At 45.8% G+C, this 22313-nt stretch carries 15 protein-coding genes; 10 read left to right on the forward strand and 5 right to left on the reverse strand.

The features are described 5' to 3' along the window. The first annotated feature begins 15 nt into the window (after positions 1 to 15). Genes QZT80_RS07060 through QZT80_RS07070 form a run of 3 tightly spaced genes read left to right on the forward strand, consistent with a single transcriptional unit; the run spans position 16 to position 5637 of the window. On the forward strand, positions 16 to 2841 hold the full coding sequence (locus QZT80_RS07060) for a TonB-dependent receptor plug domain-containing protein (protein ID WP_295119716.1): 2826 nt from the start codon (positions 16 to 18) through the stop codon (positions 2839 to 2841). A gap of 10 nt (positions 2842 to 2851) precedes the next feature. Next, positions 2852 to 4087 carry a DUF4876 domain-containing protein gene (locus QZT80_RS07065; RefSeq protein ID WP_295119719.1) on the forward strand — a complete coding sequence of 412 codons (1236 nt, stop codon included), beginning with the start codon at positions 2852 to 2854 and terminating at the stop codon, positions 4085 to 4087. A gap of 20 nt (positions 4088 to 4107) precedes the next feature. Then, positions 4108 to 5637 (forward strand): DUF6850 family outer membrane beta-barrel protein, encoded by a 1530-nt coding sequence (locus QZT80_RS07070; protein ID WP_295119722.1) that lies wholly within the window; start codon positions 4108 to 4110, stop codon positions 5635 to 5637. Between the two features lie 103 nt (positions 5638 to 5740). On the opposite strand, the gene QZT80_RS07075 is transcribed toward QZT80_RS07070, so the two are convergent. Both QZT80_RS07075 and QZT80_RS07080 read right to left on the reverse strand, forming a co-directional pair. After that, the gene (locus QZT80_RS07075; RefSeq protein ID WP_295119725.1) at positions 5741 to 6847 is read right to left on the reverse strand and encodes a FecR family protein; all 1107 of its coding nucleotides are present in this window, start codon (positions 6845 to 6847) and stop codon (positions 5741 to 5743) included. 76 nt (positions 6848 to 6923) lie between these two features. Further along, the gene (locus QZT80_RS07080; protein WP_295119728.1) at positions 6924 to 7481 is read right to left on the reverse strand and encodes a sigma-70 family RNA polymerase sigma factor; all 558 of its coding nucleotides are present in this window, start codon (positions 7479 to 7481) and stop codon (positions 6924 to 6926) included. 267 nt (positions 7482 to 7748) lie between these two features. Between QZT80_RS07080 and QZT80_RS07085 the strand changes: the two genes are divergently transcribed. The 4 genes from QZT80_RS07085 (at position 7749) to QZT80_RS07100 (ending at position 14695) form a co-directional block, all read left to right on the forward strand. Next, positions 7749 to 8150 (forward strand): hypothetical protein, encoded by a 402-nt coding sequence (locus tag QZT80_RS07085; protein WP_295119731.1) that lies wholly within the window; start codon positions 7749 to 7751, stop codon positions 8148 to 8150. 136 nt (positions 8151 to 8286) lie between these two features. Continuing rightward, positions 8287 to 11817 (forward strand): SusC/RagA family TonB-linked outer membrane protein, encoded by a 3531-nt coding sequence (locus tag QZT80_RS07090; RefSeq protein WP_295119734.1) that lies wholly within the window; start codon positions 8287 to 8289, stop codon positions 11815 to 11817. Between the two features lie 11 nt (positions 11818 to 11828). Next, positions 11829 to 13214 (forward strand): RagB/SusD family nutrient uptake outer membrane protein, encoded by a 1386-nt coding sequence (locus QZT80_RS07095; RefSeq protein ID WP_295119737.1) that lies wholly within the window; start codon positions 11829 to 11831, stop codon positions 13212 to 13214. 74 nt (positions 13215 to 13288) lie between these two features. Next, on the forward strand, positions 13289 to 14695 hold the full coding sequence (locus QZT80_RS07100) for a TlpA disulfide reductase family protein (protein ID WP_295119740.1): 1407 nt from the start codon (positions 13289 to 13291) through the stop codon (positions 14693 to 14695). A gap of 546 nt (positions 14696 to 15241) precedes the next feature. Here the strand turns inward: QZT80_RS07100 and QZT80_RS07105 are convergent. The 3 genes from QZT80_RS07105 to QZT80_RS07115 form a co-directional block, all read right to left on the reverse strand. After that, the gene (locus tag QZT80_RS07105; RefSeq protein WP_295119743.1) at positions 15242 to 15529 is read right to left on the reverse strand and encodes a hypothetical protein; all 288 of its coding nucleotides are present in this window, start codon (positions 15527 to 15529) and stop codon (positions 15242 to 15244) included. A 385-nt stretch (positions 15530 to 15914) separates the two neighbouring features. Next, entirely contained in the window at positions 15915 to 16370 is a 456-nt protein-coding gene (locus tag QZT80_RS07110; RefSeq protein ID WP_295119749.1) for a MauE/DoxX family redox-associated membrane protein, read from the reverse strand. Positions 16371 to 16505: 135 nt separating this feature from the next. Next, positions 16506 to 17468, reverse strand: a complete 963-nt coding sequence (locus tag QZT80_RS07115) for an AraC family transcriptional regulator (protein ID WP_295119752.1) — start codon at positions 17466 to 17468, stop codon at positions 16506 to 16508. Between the two features lie 765 nt (positions 17469 to 18233). Here QZT80_RS07115 and QZT80_RS07120 point away from each other — a divergent pair. From QZT80_RS07120 to QZT80_RS07130, 3 genes are all read left to right on the forward strand, one after another. Then, positions 18234 to 18803, forward strand: a complete 570-nt coding sequence (locus QZT80_RS07120) for an RNA polymerase sigma factor (RefSeq protein WP_295119755.1) — start codon at positions 18234 to 18236, stop codon at positions 18801 to 18803. A 62-nt stretch (positions 18804 to 18865) separates the two neighbouring features. Continuing rightward, a complete protein-coding gene (locus tag QZT80_RS07125; protein ID WP_295119758.1) occupies positions 18866 to 19849 on the forward strand; it encodes a FecR domain-containing protein in 984 nt (327 codons plus the stop codon). Positions 19850 to 19903: 54 nt separating this feature from the next. Beyond that, on the forward strand, positions 19904 to 22313 hold a 2410-nt coding region (locus tag QZT80_RS07130; RefSeq protein ID WP_295119761.1), incomplete at its 3' end, for a SusC/RagA family TonB-linked outer membrane protein.

Below are 22313 nucleotides of genomic sequence, written 5' to 3' on the forward strand. Positions count from 1 at the left end.
CTGTAAACTTCTATTATGGAACTATATCTATCTTTTACACGCCGTGTAATTGCAGGGATACTCTTGCTCTTACTGTCGGCAGGGGCGCTCTTTGCCCAGCAACGCCATACGGGTTATAAGCTCACGGGCGCTGTGTACGAAAATACGCCGAAGGGCCGGTTACCATTGCCTCATGCAACGGTACTGCTAAACGTTTACGGCATTACGGTGCAGGCAGATGCGAAAGGGAATTTCGAACTTCCCAACGTGCCGGCCGGTACTACTACCTTAAGTGTGCGGCACCTGGGCAAAGTAAACATCGACAGTATCATTACCGTAAATGCGGATAAAGCGCTGGAGTTTACGATGCAGAACGCGGACTTTCGTCTTGCAGACATTGTTATCATAGCAAAACCTGGCTCGGGTACCGCGGGTACCTCTTCCGTTATTTCGCGCACCGCTATTGATCATCTGCAGGCGAACAGTCTGGCGGACGTAATGGCCCTGTTGCCTGGCGGTATTACGGTGAACCCCAACCTGACCAATGCCAAACAGTTGAATATCCGCAGCGTGGGTACCGCATCTTCGAACCTGAATGCCTTTGGTACTACGGTGATGATGAACGGCGCACCGATGTCGAATAATGCCAATATGCAAACCATGTCGCCCGCAGTGGCCGGTGCTACTGGTGCAATGGCAGGCGGTGCTTCACCAGGCGGTGGTTTTGATGTGCGTAGTATTTCCATGAACAACGTAGAATCGGTAGAGGTGATCCGCGGTGTACCGGGAGTGGAATATGGGGATGTAACTTCGGGCGTGGTGATCGTGAATACGAAAGCAGGGGAACAACCGCTTACGGTGCAGGCACGTACGAACCCGAATGTATACCAGGTATCGGCCAATAAAGGGATGAGCCTCGGTAAAAACAATGGTGCCATAAACCTGGGTTTGGACTATGCCTACAATACGAACGATCCGGTACAGCAGTACCTCCGCTACCAGCGTTTTACCGGCAAGGCCCTGTATTCTAATACCTTTTTCAGGCGCTGGTCAACTACCACTGCATTGGACCTCATCTACGGAAAAGACACCCGTAAACGTAACCCCGACGATGAGATCACCAAAACCGCTTCTGATGGCCGCGACCTCGGCTTTATCTTCAATACCCGTGGTAACGTTACGTTCAGCGATAAATGGTTACGTAACCTGAACTATGTGGCCAGGGTAGGGCTTACGGATAAATCGAGCTACTACGAAACGCAATACACGGCGGCTAATGCACCGTACTCCATGACCACTACGGACGGTACCATACTTACCAACCGTCCGGGTTTGGATGCTACCGATGCAGCAGGCAATAAACTGAACGGCGCTGATAATGGCAAATACGCTGTATACCTGCCCAGTACTTATGTGGGCCGTTACAACATTGATGGTAAAGAGCTGAATACCTATTTCAAACTGGCTGCTACCTTCTTCAACAAAATTGGAAATACCCGCCACCGCTGGGTGCTGGGTGCCGATTTCAAGACCGATAAAAACCTCGGCGCCGGTAAAACCTTTGCTGACAGCACACCGCCTTATCGTAATTTATCCGCCCTCAATGCTTCTTTCAGAACAAGGGCTTATGATGATATTCCGGCATTGACGCAGTTGGGCCTCTTCGCAGAAGAACGTTTCTTCGCTACCATAGCCGGCAATCGCCTCGAAATTACCGCCGGTTTGCGCTACGATCGTTTTACCGGCGACCGGAACGCGCTTTCGCCCCGTATTAATGCCAACCTGGAACTGATACCCGGCTGGCTAAGCCTGAACGGTGCCTGGGGGCAGCTGGCCAAAGCGCCTGCCATGCTTTACCTCAGTCCGGAAAACGCCTTCTTCGAGTACGTGAACATCAATGAACTGGCCAACGAAAGTATACCGGCCGATCAGCGGGTACTGATGACGACTACACGAGTATTCAATACCGAAAACAAAGACCTGGAGATCGCGAAGAATGAGAAATCAGAATTAGGGTTACAGTTAAACGTGAAACAAGCTACCCTGCGCGTGACCGCTTTCCGTGAAAGCATGAAAAATGGTTACACCATGGGCAACGCTATCGCCGGCCATCATTCTTTATTGTTTAACGAATACACCCGTGTGGCAGGCGCTACACAACCCGTTTATAACCTCACGGCGAGCAACAGGGTACTGGCCTCTTATTACATGCCTACCAATAACCAGGTAGCGGTTACCAAAGGCCTGGAAGCCGATCTGGACCTCGGCCGCTTTAAATCTATCCGTACTGCCTTTGCCGCCAACGGCGCCTGGATGCGGACACAGAGTTACAATAAAGACTACCTGTACTTCGACGACTTCAGCGGTACCGCTGGTGCCGCCAGAACGCATGTGGGCCTGTATGAAAAAGGTATGAACAAACGTTACGACGAATCGCTGATCACCAGCCTTCGTGCTACGCATAACATTCCCGGCATCGGTTTCGTGATCACGTTTACCACGCAGGTAATATGGGACCAGCGCAACTGGGAGAGCTTCGGCAACGATTCTATCCCCGTAAAATATATTTCTAAAAACGACGGACAGGTATATGATTTCGATGCATCCAAAAAAGAAGAGCCCGAGTTCAAAAGCCTGCTGCGCAACGTGAACAGGATTACGGAAGTGAAAGAAACCTATCCGCCGCTGGTAACCTTTAACATCAACGTTACCAAAGAGGTGGCCGACTTCATGCGCGTATCGTTCTTTGCCAATAACATGTTCCGCACCTACCAGGTGTCGGAATCGAAACGGACGCCGGGCAGCTTTAACCGCCGGGGTAACCAGTTTTTCTTTGGACTGGAATTATCGTTAACACTTTAACAGCCGACACATGAAATACATAAAACAAATAGTAGCAGCATTGGCAGTACCTTTATTACTGGCGGGCTGTAAAAAGATAGAGGAGGCGCGCGACGCGGAAACGATCGGGGCCTACGGGGTGAACATCACGGCCCCGGTAGACATTCCCGGTGTTACTTCTACCGCAGGTTTAAAGATCGTATTCGAAAACTTCGCGGAAGGGTTTAAACTGGAAAAGGAACTGACAGCCGGCACTACAAAAATCGAAGGACTGATACCGGGTATGTACAGTATCAATATTTCCGGCAGGGTAGAAGCGGCTAACGGAGAGGTGTATTACCTGAACGGGGCAAAAATCAACTATCCCATTATCAAAAATAATTCGGCGATAGAGATACCGGTAAGCGGTTTGAAGGTAAGTCCGCTGGTGTTTTCGGAGATATTTTTCGCAGGTACCAACCCTTTTTATTTCCGTAACCAATTCTACGAGATCTACAACAACTCCGACGAAACCATTTACCTCGATGGGTTGTATTTTGCCAACCTGACACCAGCTACGGCTACTACCACATTGCCTACATGGCCTGCGGAAGACGGCAGCAATTATGCCTATGCAGAACGCATCTGGAAAATACCCGGCAACGGCACCACGTACCCGTTGCAACCCGGCGAATCTTTTTCCATTGCGCAGTGGGCGGCTAATCACCAGTTACCACAATACAGTCCAACCTCGCCTATCAACTGTTTCCCGGCAGAGTTTGAGTTTAATATGGATAACCCGAACTTCCCCGGCCAGCCGGCGGTAGATATGACGCATGTGTTTTATAATGCCAGTGCTTCCAAAGGAACGCTGCCGCAATACCTTGTTTCTGTATTCGGCGGAGCTTATGTTATTTTCCGCGTACCCGAAGGAGAGGTGTACGACCCGGTTAATAATGCCAGCCTAAGAACACGTAACCTTGGCAGCACGTCTACGATGCAGTACGCCAAAATACCGATCCCTTATATTCTGGATGCAGTAGAAGCAGGGAATAACCAGAACTCTATTAACGCGAAACGTGTGCCTTCTGTACTGGATGCCGGTATGACGTATGTGGGCGCTACCTATAACTCACTGGGCGTAGCCCGCAAAGTGGGTGCAACTAATGCCGACGGTTCTCCGATTTATACAGATAGTAATAACAGTACCGACGATTTTGAGCGTGGTGTAGTACCGCAGTTCAGGCGCCATGGCGCTAAAATGCCGGCCTGGAACCATACTAAGTAATGCATCTAAACAGCAAATTCATGAAGAAGTTATATATCACAATGGCACTGGCTGCCGCTTCCCAGGTAGCCTCAGCACAGGAAGCCGCTAATACCCCGGCTTCCCTGGAATGGCGCCGCCAGCAAAACCTTTGGGAACAATCGGGCAACCCGGCAGGACTTAAACTGGATAAACCTACCCGTTATGCGTCGGTATTGGGCGGATACGAAGCTTATGGTGGCGATTTTCGCCGGCCGCAGCAGGGGGCTTCCGGTAACAGGCAACTGGTGCAAACCGAAGGCGGACTGGATGCCGGTATTTTCTACCTCAGCGGCAAATTCAACTATACACGCGATGCCGTAAAGGAAACAAAGTTCAACGCGTCCATCATCGATCCCTATCGCGGTATGCCGTTCATAGTGGCCGACCTGAATGCCAGCGACTGGACATTACAACACTACGACCTGCAGTTCAACGCTGCTACCCGTGCTTTTGGCCGGTGGTCGTGGGGATTGGGTGCGCAGTACAAAGCGTCCAGCGGTGCCAAACAGCGCGATATCCGTACAGAGAACTATTATTATTCGATAGCCGTGAAACCCGGTGTAGTGTACAGTCTTAATGACCGGCAGCATATTGGTTTCAACCTGGAGTATAGCAATATGAAGGAAGAAGGAAGTATGTCGAATGTAAATACCTACGTAGACCAAACCTACTATGAACTGTACGGCCTGGGTACAGCAGTTAGCCAGGTGGGCAGTGGCCGTACCAATAACTACGAAGGTGATGCCTGGGGCGGTGCTTTGCAGTATGCCTACAAGGGTGATATCAGCCTGTTAGTAGATGCCACTTATAAAGTGGAGGCTGAAGATTTACAGATATCTTTCACGGTGCCAAGAGACGGTGCTTCCGTACTGCGTAAATCCTGGAAAGCAAATGTTACGCTGCAAAAGCAAACACCCCGTTTCCTGCACAGCCTGGGTTTACAATACTACCAGCGTGATATGGACGGTATCCAGTACATCACCGAACGTGATCCGTTAAGCGGTTGGAAATCACTGGCCAGGTACGTACGCTCTACCTACGGAACACAGGAGGCTGGCGGTATATATCGCATCACCGCCAAACGTGGAGAAGAATACAGCTGGATGGCCGACCTTTCTGCCATGTATACAAAACTCGACGACAAGTACCTGATGCCCGCATCTTTTAAAAAGATAGAGCAGGTGTATACACAGGCTGGTGGTAAAGTAAACATTGTATTGCCCGGCAACAAAGAATCGCGGCTGCTGGTGGGCCTCAACGTAGGTTACAACCGCAACTTCACAGCAGGTTACGGGTACAACGGTGCCCATCCCGATTATCCCACTGTTACCGAACTGGAAACAAACGATTACCGTTACCTGGCGTCCGACTACGTGAAACTGGAATTGCCGGTTACCTGGTCATCTAAAATAAAAGAAGGCGGCAGGCAGGCCATATTTGTTAAAGCCTGCGGCCGGTATTGGAAAACAAGCAGCTACGAATTCAACGACCGGTATACGGTTGGCGGAAGTGTGGGTGTAAATTTTTAGGGGATGATAAATGCAATGCATGAAAAATGGGCGTCTCAAAGAAAAGAGACGCCCATTTCATTATAATTATACGGATTGACCAGATCTAAACTTAAATACTGCATTATTTCAAGTAGATCACACTATCGGCGCTAAAGTTATAGCCATTGATGATCTCCGCCTCTTTCAGCTTTTCAAGAAACACGCTTACCGGTTTCTTTCTTTCCACCGTACCGGTAAAAGACTGGAATTTATCGGCTTCGCCTGTGATCTTTACCTGGAGGGCAAAGTTACGAACGATACTGGCCTGTATCTCGGCGATATCTGCATTGTCGAGCAACTGCAAACCATCGCGCCAGGCGAGTAGTTCCATGGCATCAAATTTATTAACCAGTATTTTATTACGCCCATTGCCAGTTGCCTGGGAGCCAGGCCGCAGCACCAGGCTGTCGGCACCACTTTTTACCCGCACGCTGCCGGAGAGCAGGGCAATAGCATCGTGGCGGCTATCGTAGCTGTTTACATTAAATTCTGTACCCAGCACCTGCACCTGCGAGTGAGGGAGCTGCACAATAAATGGTTGGCCGGCGTTTGGGGCTATCTTTAAATACGCTTCGCCCTCAATATATACGCTTCGCTTGCCCGCATGGAACGGTACGCGGAAGCTGACCGCACTGGCCGCATTTAGCCAAATGATAGAGCCATCCTGAAGTTCTACTTTGTAGTCTCTCCCATTTGGAACACGCAGCGTAACCGTTTCGGGATGTGTGGTGTCGGTAGTATGGAGTTGAATGGTACCGCCGGTAATGGATAATGACACGTTGTTTACCTTCAGCCGGCCTTGCTGGTTACCCAGCTGCATATGAGTGCCGGAAGCGAAAGAAAGTTGCACCTGACCGGCATTCAGTTTATTGACGGCCAGTTGTGCTGGCTTGCCTGGCCGGTTCAGCAAAGCGAAAGTGCCGGCTCCGGCAATGAGCAGCAACAATGCTGCTGCTGCCAGTTTCGGAAACTTTTTGCGGGCGGCAGGCACCAGCGGTGTAATGGGAGCGGAAGGAGTGACAGCATTGCCGGGAAGTTGTCGAAGGCCCTGATGCAGGTGTTCGTAAAACCGCCGTGCGTTAATGTCCTCGGTTATACCCTGCTCCAGAACGACCCGTTCTTCGGCGGTGATCGTACCGGCGATCTCTTTCAGAGAAAGTTCATTGATATATTCAAGGTCGAGCGGCATAAAACAAAAAGCGGATTTTCTTTAATAATGTAACATTCACAATACGAAACAGGCTGTCTTTAAGCAGAAAGGAAATCTAGAAAATCCGGAGATGAGAGAGCGACGTGCGTAAAATTTTCAAAGCTCTGCTGATACGGTTGCGTACATCCTGGTGAGAAATACCCAGTTCTTCGGCAATATGGCTGGTTTTCTGTTGATCGATATAAGCCTTCTCGAAGGCTTTCCTGGTAGCGGGGTTGATTTCCCCAATCGCTTTCTTCAGTAGTTGCCCCAGCTGGTCGTCCTCCATATTGCTCCGCGGTTCGTAATGAGCATCCAGCACATAAGCATACAGTTTCTTACGGGCGGCTAGTGTCTTTTCTTTTCTTTTATCGTCGATGCAGGTATTAATGGTCGCGCGGATGAGGTAGGTTTCCAGGCGAATAGACGTATTCATCTGTTCCCGGTTTTTCCACACCCAGGCAAACACTTCCTGCACGATATCTTCAGCGAGAAAGCTATCTTGCGTGAAATAAAAGGCCTGCGCTCTGAGGATACGCCAGAAACGATTATATATTTCTACAAAAGCCTGGTCGCTTCCTGCTCTGAGCCTTTCCAGCAGATGTTCGTCAGTATGGGTAGAGGTGTCGTTCATTACATCCCGATATCAGCGTGAAAGTCTGGTTTTTTAATGTTTTTGTCGGGCTAAGCGAAAATGGAGGGAGGAGGTAGATTGGCGTAACCCAAATAAAGGTGAGTTATCGTATATACGGTAGCAAAGATAGAAATTGTTAATCGTTTTATATACAATTATCGTGTTACGTCCGCTTTTTGACATGGTATTAGCGGCTATTTTTTGTTAACCGCCCGTTAATGCTTTCTCTGAAAAGATAACATTTTCTTAAAAAAAGATGGAAAATCGATGTTACAGTTTGAAATGTTTCCCGCTTTTACATTATCAGGGCGGACTGTAGGTATTGTAACAGTCGTCGTGAATGTTCGAAGGACAGTTTTATTATCATGTGAATACTGCCGGCTAATGGTTGCGCCGGGGTCACCTATACCAGGAAACGAGAATACCTTCTCCGGTTTAGTAAAAGAGACAAAGAATATTGTCTGGCTATTTAGAAATGGAATCAATATGCGTCAATTAAAAGAGAAGGGAGCTTTATCTTTATTAGTATTACGTGCCGTGTGCCTGGATTTTTCCACGCTGCGGTCGGGGGCATTTGTCACCACTCCATTTCTTTTCCTATCACTGACGGAACATTATTCATTAACAGGTAAGCCGAAAACCAACTGTTATAAAACACCGGGCGTATAGTAACACGTCCGGCATCCGGCGTTCCGTAATATTACGGTAGCCGGCTCTAATTTGGCTTATGCATATTTAAACCGTCAGTAATGCCACTGTAGTACGGGTGTGCTGATTATATTGTTCAACCAAAAAAAGCTGTTGCATGTTCCGACATCTACTCAATCGGTTTTGCCTGCCGATTATTTGTTTCTTCCTTTTGCCTGTCAAGGCATTACAGGCCCAGGTGGCAGATGCAGGCCAACGGGTTATCAGAATAAATATTACCAACCAACCAATTTCCACAGCCCTTAAGACGTTGGAGCGCGGGGCGAAAGTCCGGTTCAACTATGCATCAGGCCTGGTCCGTTCCGGCGACCTCGTATCCATTAGCCGCGAGAATGCCAAACTCGACGACGTACTCGGGGAGTTGTTAGCGCCGCGGGAGATTAGTTGGAGGTATGAGGGGAGTAATGTGATTTTGAGGAGGAGGGTGAAGGAGGGGAATAGGGCGACTGAAGAGAAAGGAAATGCACAGGTGGTGGAAATATACGGAACTGTTACAGATACATCAGGCAAGCCGCTTGAGGGGGTATCCATTGGCGTGAAAGGATCCAATGCAGGAACAATGACGAATGGTGAGGGTAAATATAATTTGAAGATCAATAGTCGTAGTATAATTTTTATTACTTCTGTTGGCTTTCTTCCTAAGCAGTCAAAAGTGGAAGGTAGCGGGGAATTGAATTTCGCGTTGCAAATTGCGCCACAAGATATCCAAACGGTGGAAGTGGTATCAACCGGATATGAACGAATTCCGCAGGAACGTATTACTGGCTCGTTTTCCTTCGTTAACAATAGAATGGTAAACAGGAGAGTAGGAGCAAGTGCTTTGAGCAGGTTGGAGGGTATTGTACCAGGTCTTCTTTTTAACAGAAACACTACTTCCGCCTCAAATGGGGAGGTAGACATCACAGTGCGTGGCCAAAGTACGCTTTTCGCTAATGCTCAGCCATTGATTGTCGTAGATAACTTTCCTTATGACGGGAATATTAATAATATTAATCCAAACGATATTGAATCGATAAGTATACTGAAAGATGCTGCGGCCGCGTCGATATGGGGTGCGAGGTCTGGAAATGGAGTGATCGTTATTACGACAAAAAAAGGACGACGGAATCAAAAACTACAGATGGAATTCAACGCCAATATGACATTGGGAGAAAAAACGGATATATTCTATAATCCTAATTTTATAGCGGCGAGTGACTTTATAAATATAGAACAGGAGTTATTTAGGAGAGGAGTTTACAACACTGATCTGGCATCCAATGAAGGCATTACTACCTCACCTGTAATTGAACTCATGGATAAAGTAAAACGAGGTAAATTAGATTCAGTTACGGCATATGGCATCATTGATTCCTGGCGTGGTAACGATGTTAGAAATGACATTTCAAAGTATTATTATAGACAATCGTTCGCCCAGCAGTATGCGATAAATCTTCGGGGAGGCGGAAATAATAGCGATTTTTTCTTTTCGCTCGGGTACGACGATAAAAAGGACGGACGCGTTCGAAATAACGATGACCGATTTACATTAAACTCCGAATACAATTTCTACCCAATAAAAAAGCTTACACTCTCGGTTGCTGTTAACTACATCCAATCCGAGGCTGAACAAAACAATACATTAAGTCAGCTGCAGGTTATATCGCGCGGCACGTCTAAAGGTAGCATGTACCCTTATGCGCGTCTTACAGATGATAATGGCAAAAATGCCACTGTGTTAAGGAATTTATCAGATGCTTACACCGATACTGTTGGCGGGGGGGGGCTGAATTGGAAGTATAATCCGCTAAATGAATTGGCAATCGCGGATAATTCGACCAAAGCAACGGACACAAGGGTGAAGTTTGGTGTCAGATATCAGATTGTTAATTCGTTAAGCGCGGAAGTTATCTATCAAAATCAGCGAGCTTCTACTGTTAACAGAATTTATTATAGCGATTCCAGTTATTATGCAAGAAATCTCATCAACTCGTTTACACAATTCAAACCGGGTAATGTTTTGTCTTATCCCGTGCCCCGTGGAGGTATTCTTCAGCAATTTCTAGGTGATCTTTCTTCCAACCGCCTGCGTGCGCAACTCAGTTTTAACAGGAATTTCGAACATCAGCATGTAGTGACGGCAATTCTTGGTAGTGAACTGAGTGATATTGTAAGTAGCGGCAATAACAATATTGCTTATGGCTATAATAAGAAAACTGGCGCCTCAACGCCAGCAGTCGATTATCTGACAACATTCCCTATTATCCCATCTGGTTCTTCCCAGATTCCTAATCCGGTCGGTTTTAGTAAAACCACAGATCATTTTGTTTCTTATTATGGCAACGCGTCTTACAGTTATCTTGGACGATATTTATTATCCGTTAGCGGAAGGATAGATAAATCGAACTTGTTTGGGGTTGAAACCAATCAAAAAGGGGTGCCACTGTTTTCTTCAGGACTGGGATGGATTTTTAGTGAGGAGGCATTTTATGGACTGGACTGGCTACCGATGGGAAAGTTACGCGTGACATACGGATATAATGGTAACATTAATAAAACCGTAGCCGCACAAACAACACTGTTGCAGATGCCATTGCCATCTGGATTTTATGCCCAGCCTTATTCTATGATAAATGCATTAGGAAACCCTGAGCTGAGGTGGGAGAAAGTGAAGGTATTCAATATTGGGCTGGACTTTGCCTCTAAGAATCAACGTTTGTCAGGAAGTGTAGAGGTATATAATAAAAAGGGGGTTGATCTTTTCGGACAATCGCCGCTGGCGCCTTCCACAGGAAATGCTTCTTTTTTCGGTAACACATCCAGCACTTCGACAAAAGGTGTAGATGTGATGCTCAATAGCATTAATGTGAATACCGCTGCATTTAAATGGTCTAGTAGTGTTTTATTTAGCTACGTAAAGGATAAAGTTACTGACTATGATGTGGTACAAAAGACAAATAGCTATATTTTGCAAAGTACGGCCAGTTCGGTAGTACCATTGAAAGGGCGGCCGCTATTTGCAATCTACAGCTATCGCTGGGCTGGGCTAGACCCTGCTAATGGAGATCCAATGGGGTATTTGGGAAAGAGTACCAGCAAGGATTATGCTGCAATCTTTGCAAGAACAACAACAGATAGTATGATGTTTCATGGGGCGGCCAGGCCTGTTGTTTTTGGCTCATTGCGAAATGATCTTTCTTACAAGGGTTTTTCTCTTTCGTTTAATTTGATCTATAAATTCCGCTACTATTTTAGAAGATCATCCATGACATATGAGAATATGCCTTGGGTGGCCCATAAAGACTTTTATAGCAGATGGCAGAAGCCCGGCGACGAGGTGGTCACAAATGTTCCCTCCCTGCAGTATCCTCCATATAATACTAATCGCGAATTGTTTTATAAGCTTTCTTCAGCCCTGGTAGAAAAAGGGGATCATATACGTTTTCAAGACATAAATCTCAGTTATGACTTTTCTAGTCTAATAGGAACGCGTGTACTCAGCTCCTTACAGGTTTATGCTTACGTTAATAACGTAGGTATACTTTGGCGGGCAAATGCTGTTGGACTGGATCCGGACCTGGACATGAATTCAACAGGTGTTTATCCTGTACCTCGTTCTTATTCCCTTGGTGTGAGGGCTAACTTCTAAATAGATGTAATATGAAAAGGATATCAGTATTGTTTATTAGTTTGGGGCTAATTGCTTTCGGACTTGGTTGCGGGCGAGAAAAGGATTTTCTGGATACGAAGCCGAATGAAGTCTTATTTACAATATCTAGCCTTAACGATTGCCGTACTTTATTGAATAATGAGTCGGTCTTTAATAACAATGATGTCGCGTTTACGACTGTGTCGGCGGACGAATTTTATGTTACGGACGATGAATGGGCCAATTGTCCCAGTGCCGAAAGAAATTCATATGTCTGGGCAAAGGACTTGTTTTCTATCCAGGATATTGTATTCGACTGGGGAGATGGTTACAGACGGATATATTATTCCAATGCAATTCTCGACGCATTACCTGGTTTTAAAGACGATCCACTGGGAGATGCCGAATTTGATAGGATAAAAGGCAGCGCACTTTTTTTCAGAGCTTATTCTTATTATTCCCTTGCACAGATTTTTACACTGCCATACGATGCAGCGACAGCCGTATCATTACCAGGACTTCCCCTTCGTCTGAATGCTAATTTTAACGAAAAGGTAGACAGGTCGACAATTATGCAGACGTATATTCAAATTATTGCCGATCTGGAGGCCGCTGAGTCCATGTTGCCGGCAACAAGTGACTTTCCCACATTGCCCAATAAAGTGGCCGCGAAGGCAATGCTTGCTCGTGTATACTTAACGATGGGCGATTTTGCAAACGCATGGAAGTATGCTGACGAAACCCTTATGGCTAAGAACTCAATTTTTGATTATAATAAACTAGTGATTCCGACGACTAATTTTTTGACGGTTAATAGTCAGTATCCTTTATCAGAAGACATTTTTCACATTGTTCAATCGGGTACTAATATTTCTCGTACCAGGGCGGCGATCGTTGACTCTACACTTTATAAGCAGTATGACGTGAACGACCTGAGGAAAACTGCCTTTTTTCAGACAACAGGTGGGCAAATTAGGTTCAAGGGGTCTTATGAGTTCAAATTGATAAACTTTCGATTTTCAGGCCTCGCGACAGATGAAATACTGTTAATAAGAGCGGAGTGTAATGCTCGATTGGCGCGTGTCGGTGATGCAATGACTGATTTAAACAAGTTGTTGATAAATAGATTTAAGACAGGTTTTTTCGTGCCATTAACGGCCGGCGACGAGGAGACAGCCTTAAAGCTCATTCTCAATGAGCGAAAGAAGGAGCTCATTTTTAGAGGTACTCGATGGGCAGATCTACGTCGGTTGGGGAAAGATCCGCGTTTCGCTACTTCGATTTCTCGCACGGTTAAAGGGACTGTATATACGTTGCCTGTGGGAGACAAAAGATATGCGCTGTCAATTCCGCTTATGGAAGTTCAGTTGACGGGTGTTGCGCAGAATGATAGATGACGACCATTTATGACAAAAGGTTGTTGTATTGCGTTTTTAACACTGATATTTACTAATTGAAAATGTGTTGTTTTATGAAAGAGGTGGCAAAGTACTGTTTGTTTTTTTTAATTGCGCTCGTGCTGGTGCCAGGAGTATCCTATTCGATAAGCACGGCGCTGATTATTGGGAAAGGAGATTCACTTAAAGACGGAGATACTGTTTTGATTAATGTATTTTCTTATAGTTCCCGTCTTTCCAGCTCATTTGCTCAAACGCACAAGGTGTTAGTGGTAGATGGGCAGTTTCGATTGCCGGCTTCATTCCGTACCAATATTTGTCATTTTACAATTATGGTTCCGGGGCCAAGATTGTGCTTCGGCCTGCTGGAGAATGGGGATAGTCTTGTAGTTGATTTTTCGAATAACAAGCTTGTTTTTTCAGGTAGAGGTGAGGTTAAAAACAGTTTTAGAGCTAAATGTACAGAAGTGAGCAACCAGTTATGGAAAGGCGTAAAACTTTTGGATGGAACGAAATTTAAGCTTTACTTAGAATTGTCTGATTCTGTCTTTTATCGCAGTTTTAAGCTATTAGATCAAATTAGACCACAGCTGAGCCAATTGGCCTATAAGGTAATGGCTGCAGATTTATTTGGCATAATTAACCAACCATATTATTCTTTTAAAAGAATAGCAATAGAAGACCGTCCTATCGCTTTAAATGATTTAAAGCGTTATAAATCAGGGTTAAATATCGATTCTATGCACGACGCGACGATGGATGATAACTTTAGCTATTCGGGAGAATACATAGATGGGCTAATTAGCCGGTTTAACTTTGATTCTTGTACTTTGAAGGGTAGAAGTTTTGATTTCCCGCAATGTTACACATACTTTAAAGAGAAGTATTCAGGTCTTTTGAGAGAAGCCATTTTAGCTAATTTAATAGTGTCTAATGCGCGCACACGTAACGATATGAGCCGGTTTGTTACAGACGCTTTGACCTTTTTTGAAATTAATCCAGATTTCAGGACCATCATTGCAGATCTTGATGAAAAGAGAAGAAAAGGGCGTAACGCGTTTGAGTTTTCCCTGCAGGATGTAACAGGACGGGTGTGGACAATGAATGACTTTAAAGGAAAAGTGGTATTGATAGACTATTGGTACACCGGTTGTCCTGCATGCCCAAGAATTAAACCGTATATCGAGCGATACATGCGCTTGTATAAGGGGAAAGAAATTGCGTTTATAAGCGTAAGCTGTGATAAAACGAAAGAAAAATGGTTGTCGGGCCTTTCGGAAGGTATATATACTAGTAGTGAGGCTACCAATCTATATTCAAACGGGGAAGGGGCAAAGCATGCTATTTTTTCTTATTACGGTATAGATGCATTTCCCTCTATTATATTGATCGATAGTAAGAGTAAGCTCTCCCGGCAATTTAAAATGCCGGATATCGATGGTGGTATGGATCTCGAAGCTGCTCTAAATGAACTTTTGTAGCGTTAATTTCGTTCTGGGTTTTGATTGCTCTGTAGCTATATTATATCTTGAGTACTGCAAAGGATGATGATTGTCTTATTTATTGCTACTTAAATATCTTGTTAGGTCCCACTAGATTTGTGAATTGTATGGGGAATTGGTTGATCAATGCTTCTAGCTCTGCAACAGGGCGATCAGATTGTATCGAGCAGGCAAGTGCCACGGCATCCGGAAGGCATTCAGTGTCTTCGTTTGGAGCCAAAGTAGTCCATTTGACATCGACACCTACTTTGATGCCATAGAATGTAGTGCTAGTAGTTTTAAATGCCTGAGCACTACTAATACAAGTTGATAATATCATTACTAGTATTGGGTATTTTATCTGTTTCATAGCTTCTTTTTGAGTTGTAAACGCAGCTTTTGACAATATCAGTCTCAAATGAGGGGAATGACTGATGGGAAATTCGTCTACAGAGTGAACGTTTTTATTTCTTTGGTATCAATACCGCTTTAACCCATACATAAAATGAAAATAAAAAGGGGGCTGGTTATCAGCCCCCTTTTATCTTATTTATAGATCTTGTTCAGATCAACTGGGCTAGCATATTGAGAAGGGAACTGATTAGTCAGTGCTTCTACTTCTGCAACCGGACGATCAGACTGGATAGAGCAAGCTAAAGCAACTGCGTCAGACAGACACTCGTCACCATTTGGAATTGGGTTTACAGTAGTCCATTTAGCATCAGTACCAACTTTTACACCGTAGAAAGTAGTAGCTGTAGTGTTGAATGCCAGGGCACCGCCGATGCCAGTGATCAATGCTGCTCCGAGCATGAAGAATTTAATCTGTTTCATCTTTTTGGTTTTTTATAATTAATAATGGATTTATGAGGTCCTTTTTTGCAGAAAGGATAACTGTTATTTATAGCGCATAAATATCTTTGATACTTTTACTTTTGGCATGCTTCAAAGTAGTAGCCAATTCCTTCTATCTTCGTGTAGGTGTCTGGAAACCTGTTTCTCAGTGAACGCACAATTGAATCCGGTTCATAGGTTTCTATGTATACTGCCAGTGTCCTTGGATCGTAAATACTGTGCCCACAGCTGTCATTGATCGTTCCAGCCCATATAAAATCATTGCCAATCCGCACTCCGAAGTATCCAGTTGGGCCTTTCCTGAAAGATAATGTGAGTATACATATCACTAGCAGGAACCATGATGCTGGCAGATGTATTTTCATCACGCGTATACATTAGATGTTCTTGTCTCTCTGTGCGCATTTTTTCTTTTGTGGAAGAAAAGCGCTACAACGCCGATGGCAACAAAAAACAGATTGAATAGGAGATGTTGCGTCCAGTTCATTGAACTGAGAAATCCACCGCAACTGCATGGCACTACGCCGTTATAGTACCCTGATAATACAAAGGTTACATATCCGCTAAAGATCAACATCAGTCCTGTAGCAGCATATAGTCCAATACGCCGTGTTTTTTCAGAAATAAGTAGCGAGGATATGATGATTTCGACTGCCGGAACGGCCCAGGTCATAAATGGTGCGTATTTATTATCGAAGGGCTGATTGAGCATTTTAAGGAACGAGTTATGATAATCTGTTAATTTTGTTATCGCAGCATATAAGAACATCGCAATAAACAGACAGCAGATAATCTCAATAATGATGGCACGAGTTTTCATGTTCTTATTCATTTCGGTTTAAACAAACATCTTTCGTCTTAGGCTTCTTCGTTTATTATCGTCTCTCATAACAACACCTCAAAGATCCGCCTTATATTCCCCACTTTCTTGTCCTAGGTGACACAATTAATTGTCCTAAATGACATTCTTAATCATCGATTTCGTAGGTGCTACGCCGAAATACTTTTTAAACTCTTTAGAGAATGCGCTTGCGCTTTGATACGCTAAGGAATCTGCAATCTGCGAAATGGAGTTGAGGCCTTCCTGTAACATTTGTTTTGCGGCTTTCATCCGCTCGTTGGTAAAATATTCCATGAGGGTGAAGCCGAAATGTTTATGGAATCCTTGCCGCAGCTTAGAGCTGCTCATGGCATAGCGTAGCGACAAATCCTGCAAAGTGATTTTTTTGTCCATATTGTTTTTTAGGTACAACGCAATAGTTTCATATATATCCTCGTCTATACATTGTGTGTCCGATAAATTATCTACCAGCTTCAGCAGAAGATGTTTCGTCCTGTATTCCATATCGCATTTCTGTAGCTGCGTATTGACAGGCGTATTTTTAATTTCTTTGATGATCTGGTAAAGCCCGTCCCAAATAAGTCCTGAATAATGACTTACTTTCGCACAGCGATGGTTCTCAGCCGCACTGGCCCATTCTTCCAGCACATCGGCCAGTTCCTGGTGATGCCGGAGCAAGGATATGTTGTAGTTGAAGTGCTGAATTTCGTAAACACCTGGACGTAGGAATGCGCGCAATCGTTGATCGCCGAACTGGAATACACTGTACTGGCCTTGTAGTTGCCAGATGGGTTCCTGCTCGTCGAAACATATTTTAAGTGAGCCCTGCAACATGCAGTTGATCGAACTGTATTCTTCTGATATCACCGGTTGCATCACCACCGGTTTTTTTGCGATAACTACATGGTTACTGATGGAGCAGTCGCGCAGGTGGCGTTCGTGGTAAATGATGTCAGCAACGGGGGTACTTATAAACAAGGGTTTGGCATAGCTACATCGATATTGTTCGTATTCTTCCGGAAGTTCATTGAAAACACTGATACAACCGGAGGACATACCTGCAATTTGAAATCTCATAGTAATAAATTTTAGGTAAACATCTTGGCATCTACTTGCATCTTAAAATAAGTGTCAGAAACGCTTTTCATGTAGTAAATGAAAAGGGCATAAATAAGGTGTCGAAAATTCCATATCGGTATGGCGTTCACATGGCGCGTGAGTCGCCAGGAAAATAGGAGCAGATATTATTGGATGATCGCTACGTGGTTAAAGGTTGAAAATTGTTAAAATTTCGTTTCAGAATAAGCTCTTTGAAATATGTCTTAAGCATCGTGTGTCAATTTTATGGTTAACGGTTTTCATTACTATCGAGGTAACAACAAGCAATGTTAAGAATCCGGTGTGCAGCAGTTTTGCAGCCCGTTTTTTTTTTGGTTAAAGTGACTGGTAGTGACCGCGGCCTTGCAGCAGCCGATGGCTGGGAATGAGAGATAACTGCTATGTGTTAGCATTCAGGAATAAAGTGGTAATTGATATTCATCACGTTCGGGATATGTAGATAATTGACCTTTACCAGGTTGGAGTTTCGATGATGAATACGTGCAATACGCTCCGTTTGAGTTTCGAAGTTATGCCAATGCCAACGGCGAAGCTAATCTGTTTGTCTTTTATTCCGACATCCGGGGCCAGTTTATGAAATGACGGACGGAGTGGGGGATGAACTTATTTGTACAGCCATGTTTAATTTTAGAGTGAACAGGAAGATTAAATCCCGTAGATTCCATAACATTAAGATAACACTACAATGCTACCTTCGCCGCATCTACAAAGAACCAACAGGCTATGCAGGAGATGTCGGATGCAGCAATTCTATTACAGATCGCACAGGGAGATATGAGCGCTTTCAGGGAACTGATGGTCCGTTACGAACCCCGTATCTATCACTTTTCCCTTAAACTCGTACGTTCAGAAGAACTGGCGGAAGAAATTACGCAGGATGCTTTTATCCGGCTTTGGGAAAGCCGGGAAACAATCGGTAGTATTGAATCGGTAGGTGCCTGGTTACATACTTTAACTAAAAACAGGGCGTTGAATATGATCAGGGAAAAAGCCGCCCGTTATGCCCGCGAGGAAAAATATGCGGGTATGGCCGAACTGCAGGTGGCGCCGGAAGAAGACATCAACCTGAAGGATTATATGCGGATCGTGAACGACCTTGTAGCGCAATTGCCGCCTAAACGTAAAGAGATTTTCCTGCTCAAAACCCGCGAGGGACTTACCATAGAAGAAATAGGCCGATTGTTGGACCTATCGCCCCATACAGTGAAAAACCAACTCGGTAAATCTTACCTCACCATGCGCCAGCTGATGTCCGACCTTATTTATATGCTGCTGGTGACGCTGCTTTTTTAGGCTTAATATTTAGTTAACATAGGCGGATAGGCCGTTCAGCTTTTTAGCATTGTCTAATTAGTATGAACAAGCAACGTTTGCAGGAACTCTTCTGGAAATATGTCGATAACGACCTGACTACAGAAGAAGAACAAGAATTTTTTATGCTGATGGCCCAGCCATGGGCAGCGGAAGAAGCCGGCCGGCTCACCACTTCGTTATGGGAACAACGTTACCAGCAGGAAGTGTTCGCGCCCGATGTACAAAGCCATCAACGTATTAAAAACATCCTTGGTAAAGTACAACCCAAAAGAACAAATATCCTTCGTTACTGGCCCGCCGCCGCAGCCGCTGTGCTGCTATTATCCGGCGCGGCTTTATGGCTGAATCGCAGCAATACCCTTAACGAACCAACATTATACACCTTCTCCGCCGGGCCCGGCGAGCGGAAGGTGGTAACCATGCCCGACCAAACCATTGTACACCTCAATTCGGGCAGTACCATTTCTTATAATGACGCCTATAACCGAAAACACCGTGAAGTAACGCTGGACGGAGAGGCCTTTTTTGAAGTGGCCGAAAACGCGCAGCAGCCCTTTAAAGTGCATCATGCGCAGCTGACCACTGAAGTACTCGGCACCTCCTTTAACATCAGCGCATTTCCGCAGGCGCCTGCCATGCGGGTAACCGTGGCCACCGGCGCGGTAAGGGTAAGCGGGGAAAGTACCCGCAACCCGGTACTCACGGCAGGGCAGGAGCTGATCTACAACAAACAATCCCACACCGCCACTGTACTCAAACCTGCACACGCCGGCGACGCCTATGCCTGGAAAGACGGGGTATTGTCCTTCGACGGCCAGCGCCTCGCCGATATCAGCATCGTGCTGGAAAGGTGGTATAACGTAAACATCCACCTGGAAAACAAAGGCCTGGAGAATTGCAGGTTTACCGGCAGCTTCGAACGTTTGCCTGTTGATAAAGTGCTGGAACTGTTAAGCAGGCACTCAGATTTCACTTACCGTATTTCCGGAAAAGACATCTATATCAGTGGCGTTGCCTGTGACTAATGTAATGCATACCAACCATCAATTTATTAGTAAATGCCAATAAAGAACGTAATAATGAAACAGTACAAAAGCCGGCGGACGAGTACCGCAGGAAAATTAAAACGATGCGGTTCCTTACTGCTGTTATTGTCACTTACCACGATGATAAGTGTACTCAGCTCGTTCACCACCGGCGCACAGCCGCTGAACGATACTCCTGTGCGCCTTAACCTGCGTCATAGCAGTCTTAAAGCCGCTTTCAGGGCAATAGAACAACAAACGCAATACCGCTTCGTATACAAAGATCATCCGTACTTCGAAGTGGCCAATATCGACCTCCAGGTGAGCGGCACCCTCAGTTCCGTACTGGATGCCCTGGCCCGTGAGAGTCAGGCAAGCTTTGAAGAAGATGGGAAGAATATAGTAGTGTACCGCAAAGCACCACTGTCTAACGGTAAACTCTCCGGTCGTATAACGGATAAGCAGGGCAATCCTGTGCCGGGTGCTACCATTCGCATAAGTGGCCTTAACCAGGGCGCAGTGTCCGATGCGGAAGGCAACTTTAGCCTGCAGGTGCCAGAAGGCACGTATACGCTCGAAATAAGCTGCATGTCTTTCAAAACACTGTCGGTGTCGCAGGTGGTGGTTACGGCCGCTCAAAACGCTCCTTTGCAGGTAATGCTGGCCGAGTCGGCGGGTGCATTGGGAGAAGTAGTAGTGGTTGGTTACGGCACGCAAAGCAGGAAGCTGGTAAGTACGTCGGTAAGTACTGTGAACGCAGCGTCTTTTAACAGGGGCGGGCTAAACAGTCCGTCGCAGCTGCTGCAAGGCAAAGTGGCGGGACTTACCGTGAGCCGTTCCGGCGATCCCAATGCCAGTCCTTCCATTAGCCTGCGAGGCCCGTCTACTTTAAGAACAGGGGCAGCACAGGAACCGTTTTATGTAATAGATGGTATTCCGGGCGCAGATTTTAAACTGATAGCACCGGATGATATCGAAAGCATTGATGTGCTGAAAGACGCTTCGGCTACCGCTATTTACGGTACACGCGCAGCCAATGGTGTGATCATCATCTCCACTAAACGCGGCGCACAGGGCAAGGCTACGGTTACTTACAGCGGTTATGCAGGCGTTGACCAGGCGACCGGTTTGCTTGAAATGATGGATGCTGCACAACGCGAAGCTTACCTGACCAAAATGGGTAAATCGGCCAAACCTGCCGACCAGCAGGGTGCTGATACCGACTGGCAGAAGGAAGTAACGAGGACAGGGCTGGTGCAGAACCATAATGTAAACCTGAGCGGTGGTACAGAAAATACTACGTACTCCGCCAGTGTAAACTATTTCCAGAATCAGGGCATCCTGAAAGGTAGTGAACTGTCGCGCGTAATTGGCCGGGTAAACCTGAGCCAGAAAGCGCTGAACGATCACCTTACACTGGGCGTTACCCTTAGCAACTCATCGAGCGTGGCTACTAAAAGTCCCGACCAGGACCTGGTGTTATACAACGCCCAGCGCTACGTACCAACAGTGCCGGTATTGAATGCCAACGGTGCTTTTAACGAAGATCTTACCCGTCAGCAATATTACAACCCGGTAGCCTTACAGGAAAAGGCATCAGAAAAAACAAAAACCAACCTTACTTTATTAAGCGTGTCGGCGCAGGTAAAACTGCCTTTCGACCTGAAGTATAACGTGAGCTTCTCGAACCAGAAAGAAGTAAGCAACCGTGGCCAGTACTTCTACCGCGACTATGCGTTGAAACTGGGTCTTAATGGCGAGGCCTACCGCTCTTCGTACGAGAACGTGCGTAATATGCTGGAGTCTTACTTCACGTACGACAAACGTTTTGATGCGCACAATATCAGGTTGCTCGCAGGTTACAGCTGGCAGCAGGATGTGAACGGTGATGGCTTCCAGGCCAATAACCGCAACTTCCCTACAGACGATCTTGGCTATAGCAACATTGGTTTAGGCAGCCCCGCCGGTAACTTCCGGACCGACTGGGGTACGAACAGTTACGAAAAACTGAGACTGATCTCTTTCTATGGAAGGGCTAACTACGATTATCGTGGTAAATACATCATGCAGGTATCGCTGCGTCGTGATGGTTCTTCGGCTTTTGGCAAGAACAACAGGTGGGGTACTTTCCCAGCAGGTTCTGCCGCCTGGCGAATTTCAGAAGAAGGTTTCATGAAAGGACAAAACCTGTTCAGCGACCTGAAATTGCGTGTAGGGTATGGTATTACGGGCAACTCGCTCGGCTTTAACCCGCTGATCTCCAAGATCCGTTACGGTGCCGCCGGAACCTTCTATTACCAGGGTAACTTCACCACGGCAGTATTTGCCACGCAAAATGCCAATCCTGATTTAAGATGGGAGAAAACCGCGATGGTCAACTTTGCTGTGGATGCAAGTTTGCTGAAAGGAAGATTGAACGTGACCGCTGAATACTACGATAAGAAAACGACCGACCTGATATGGG

This window comes from uncultured Chitinophaga sp. (genome assembly GCF_902168175.1).
Classification (GTDB): Bacteria; Bacteroidota; Bacteroidia; order Chitinophagales; family Chitinophagaceae; genus Chitinophaga.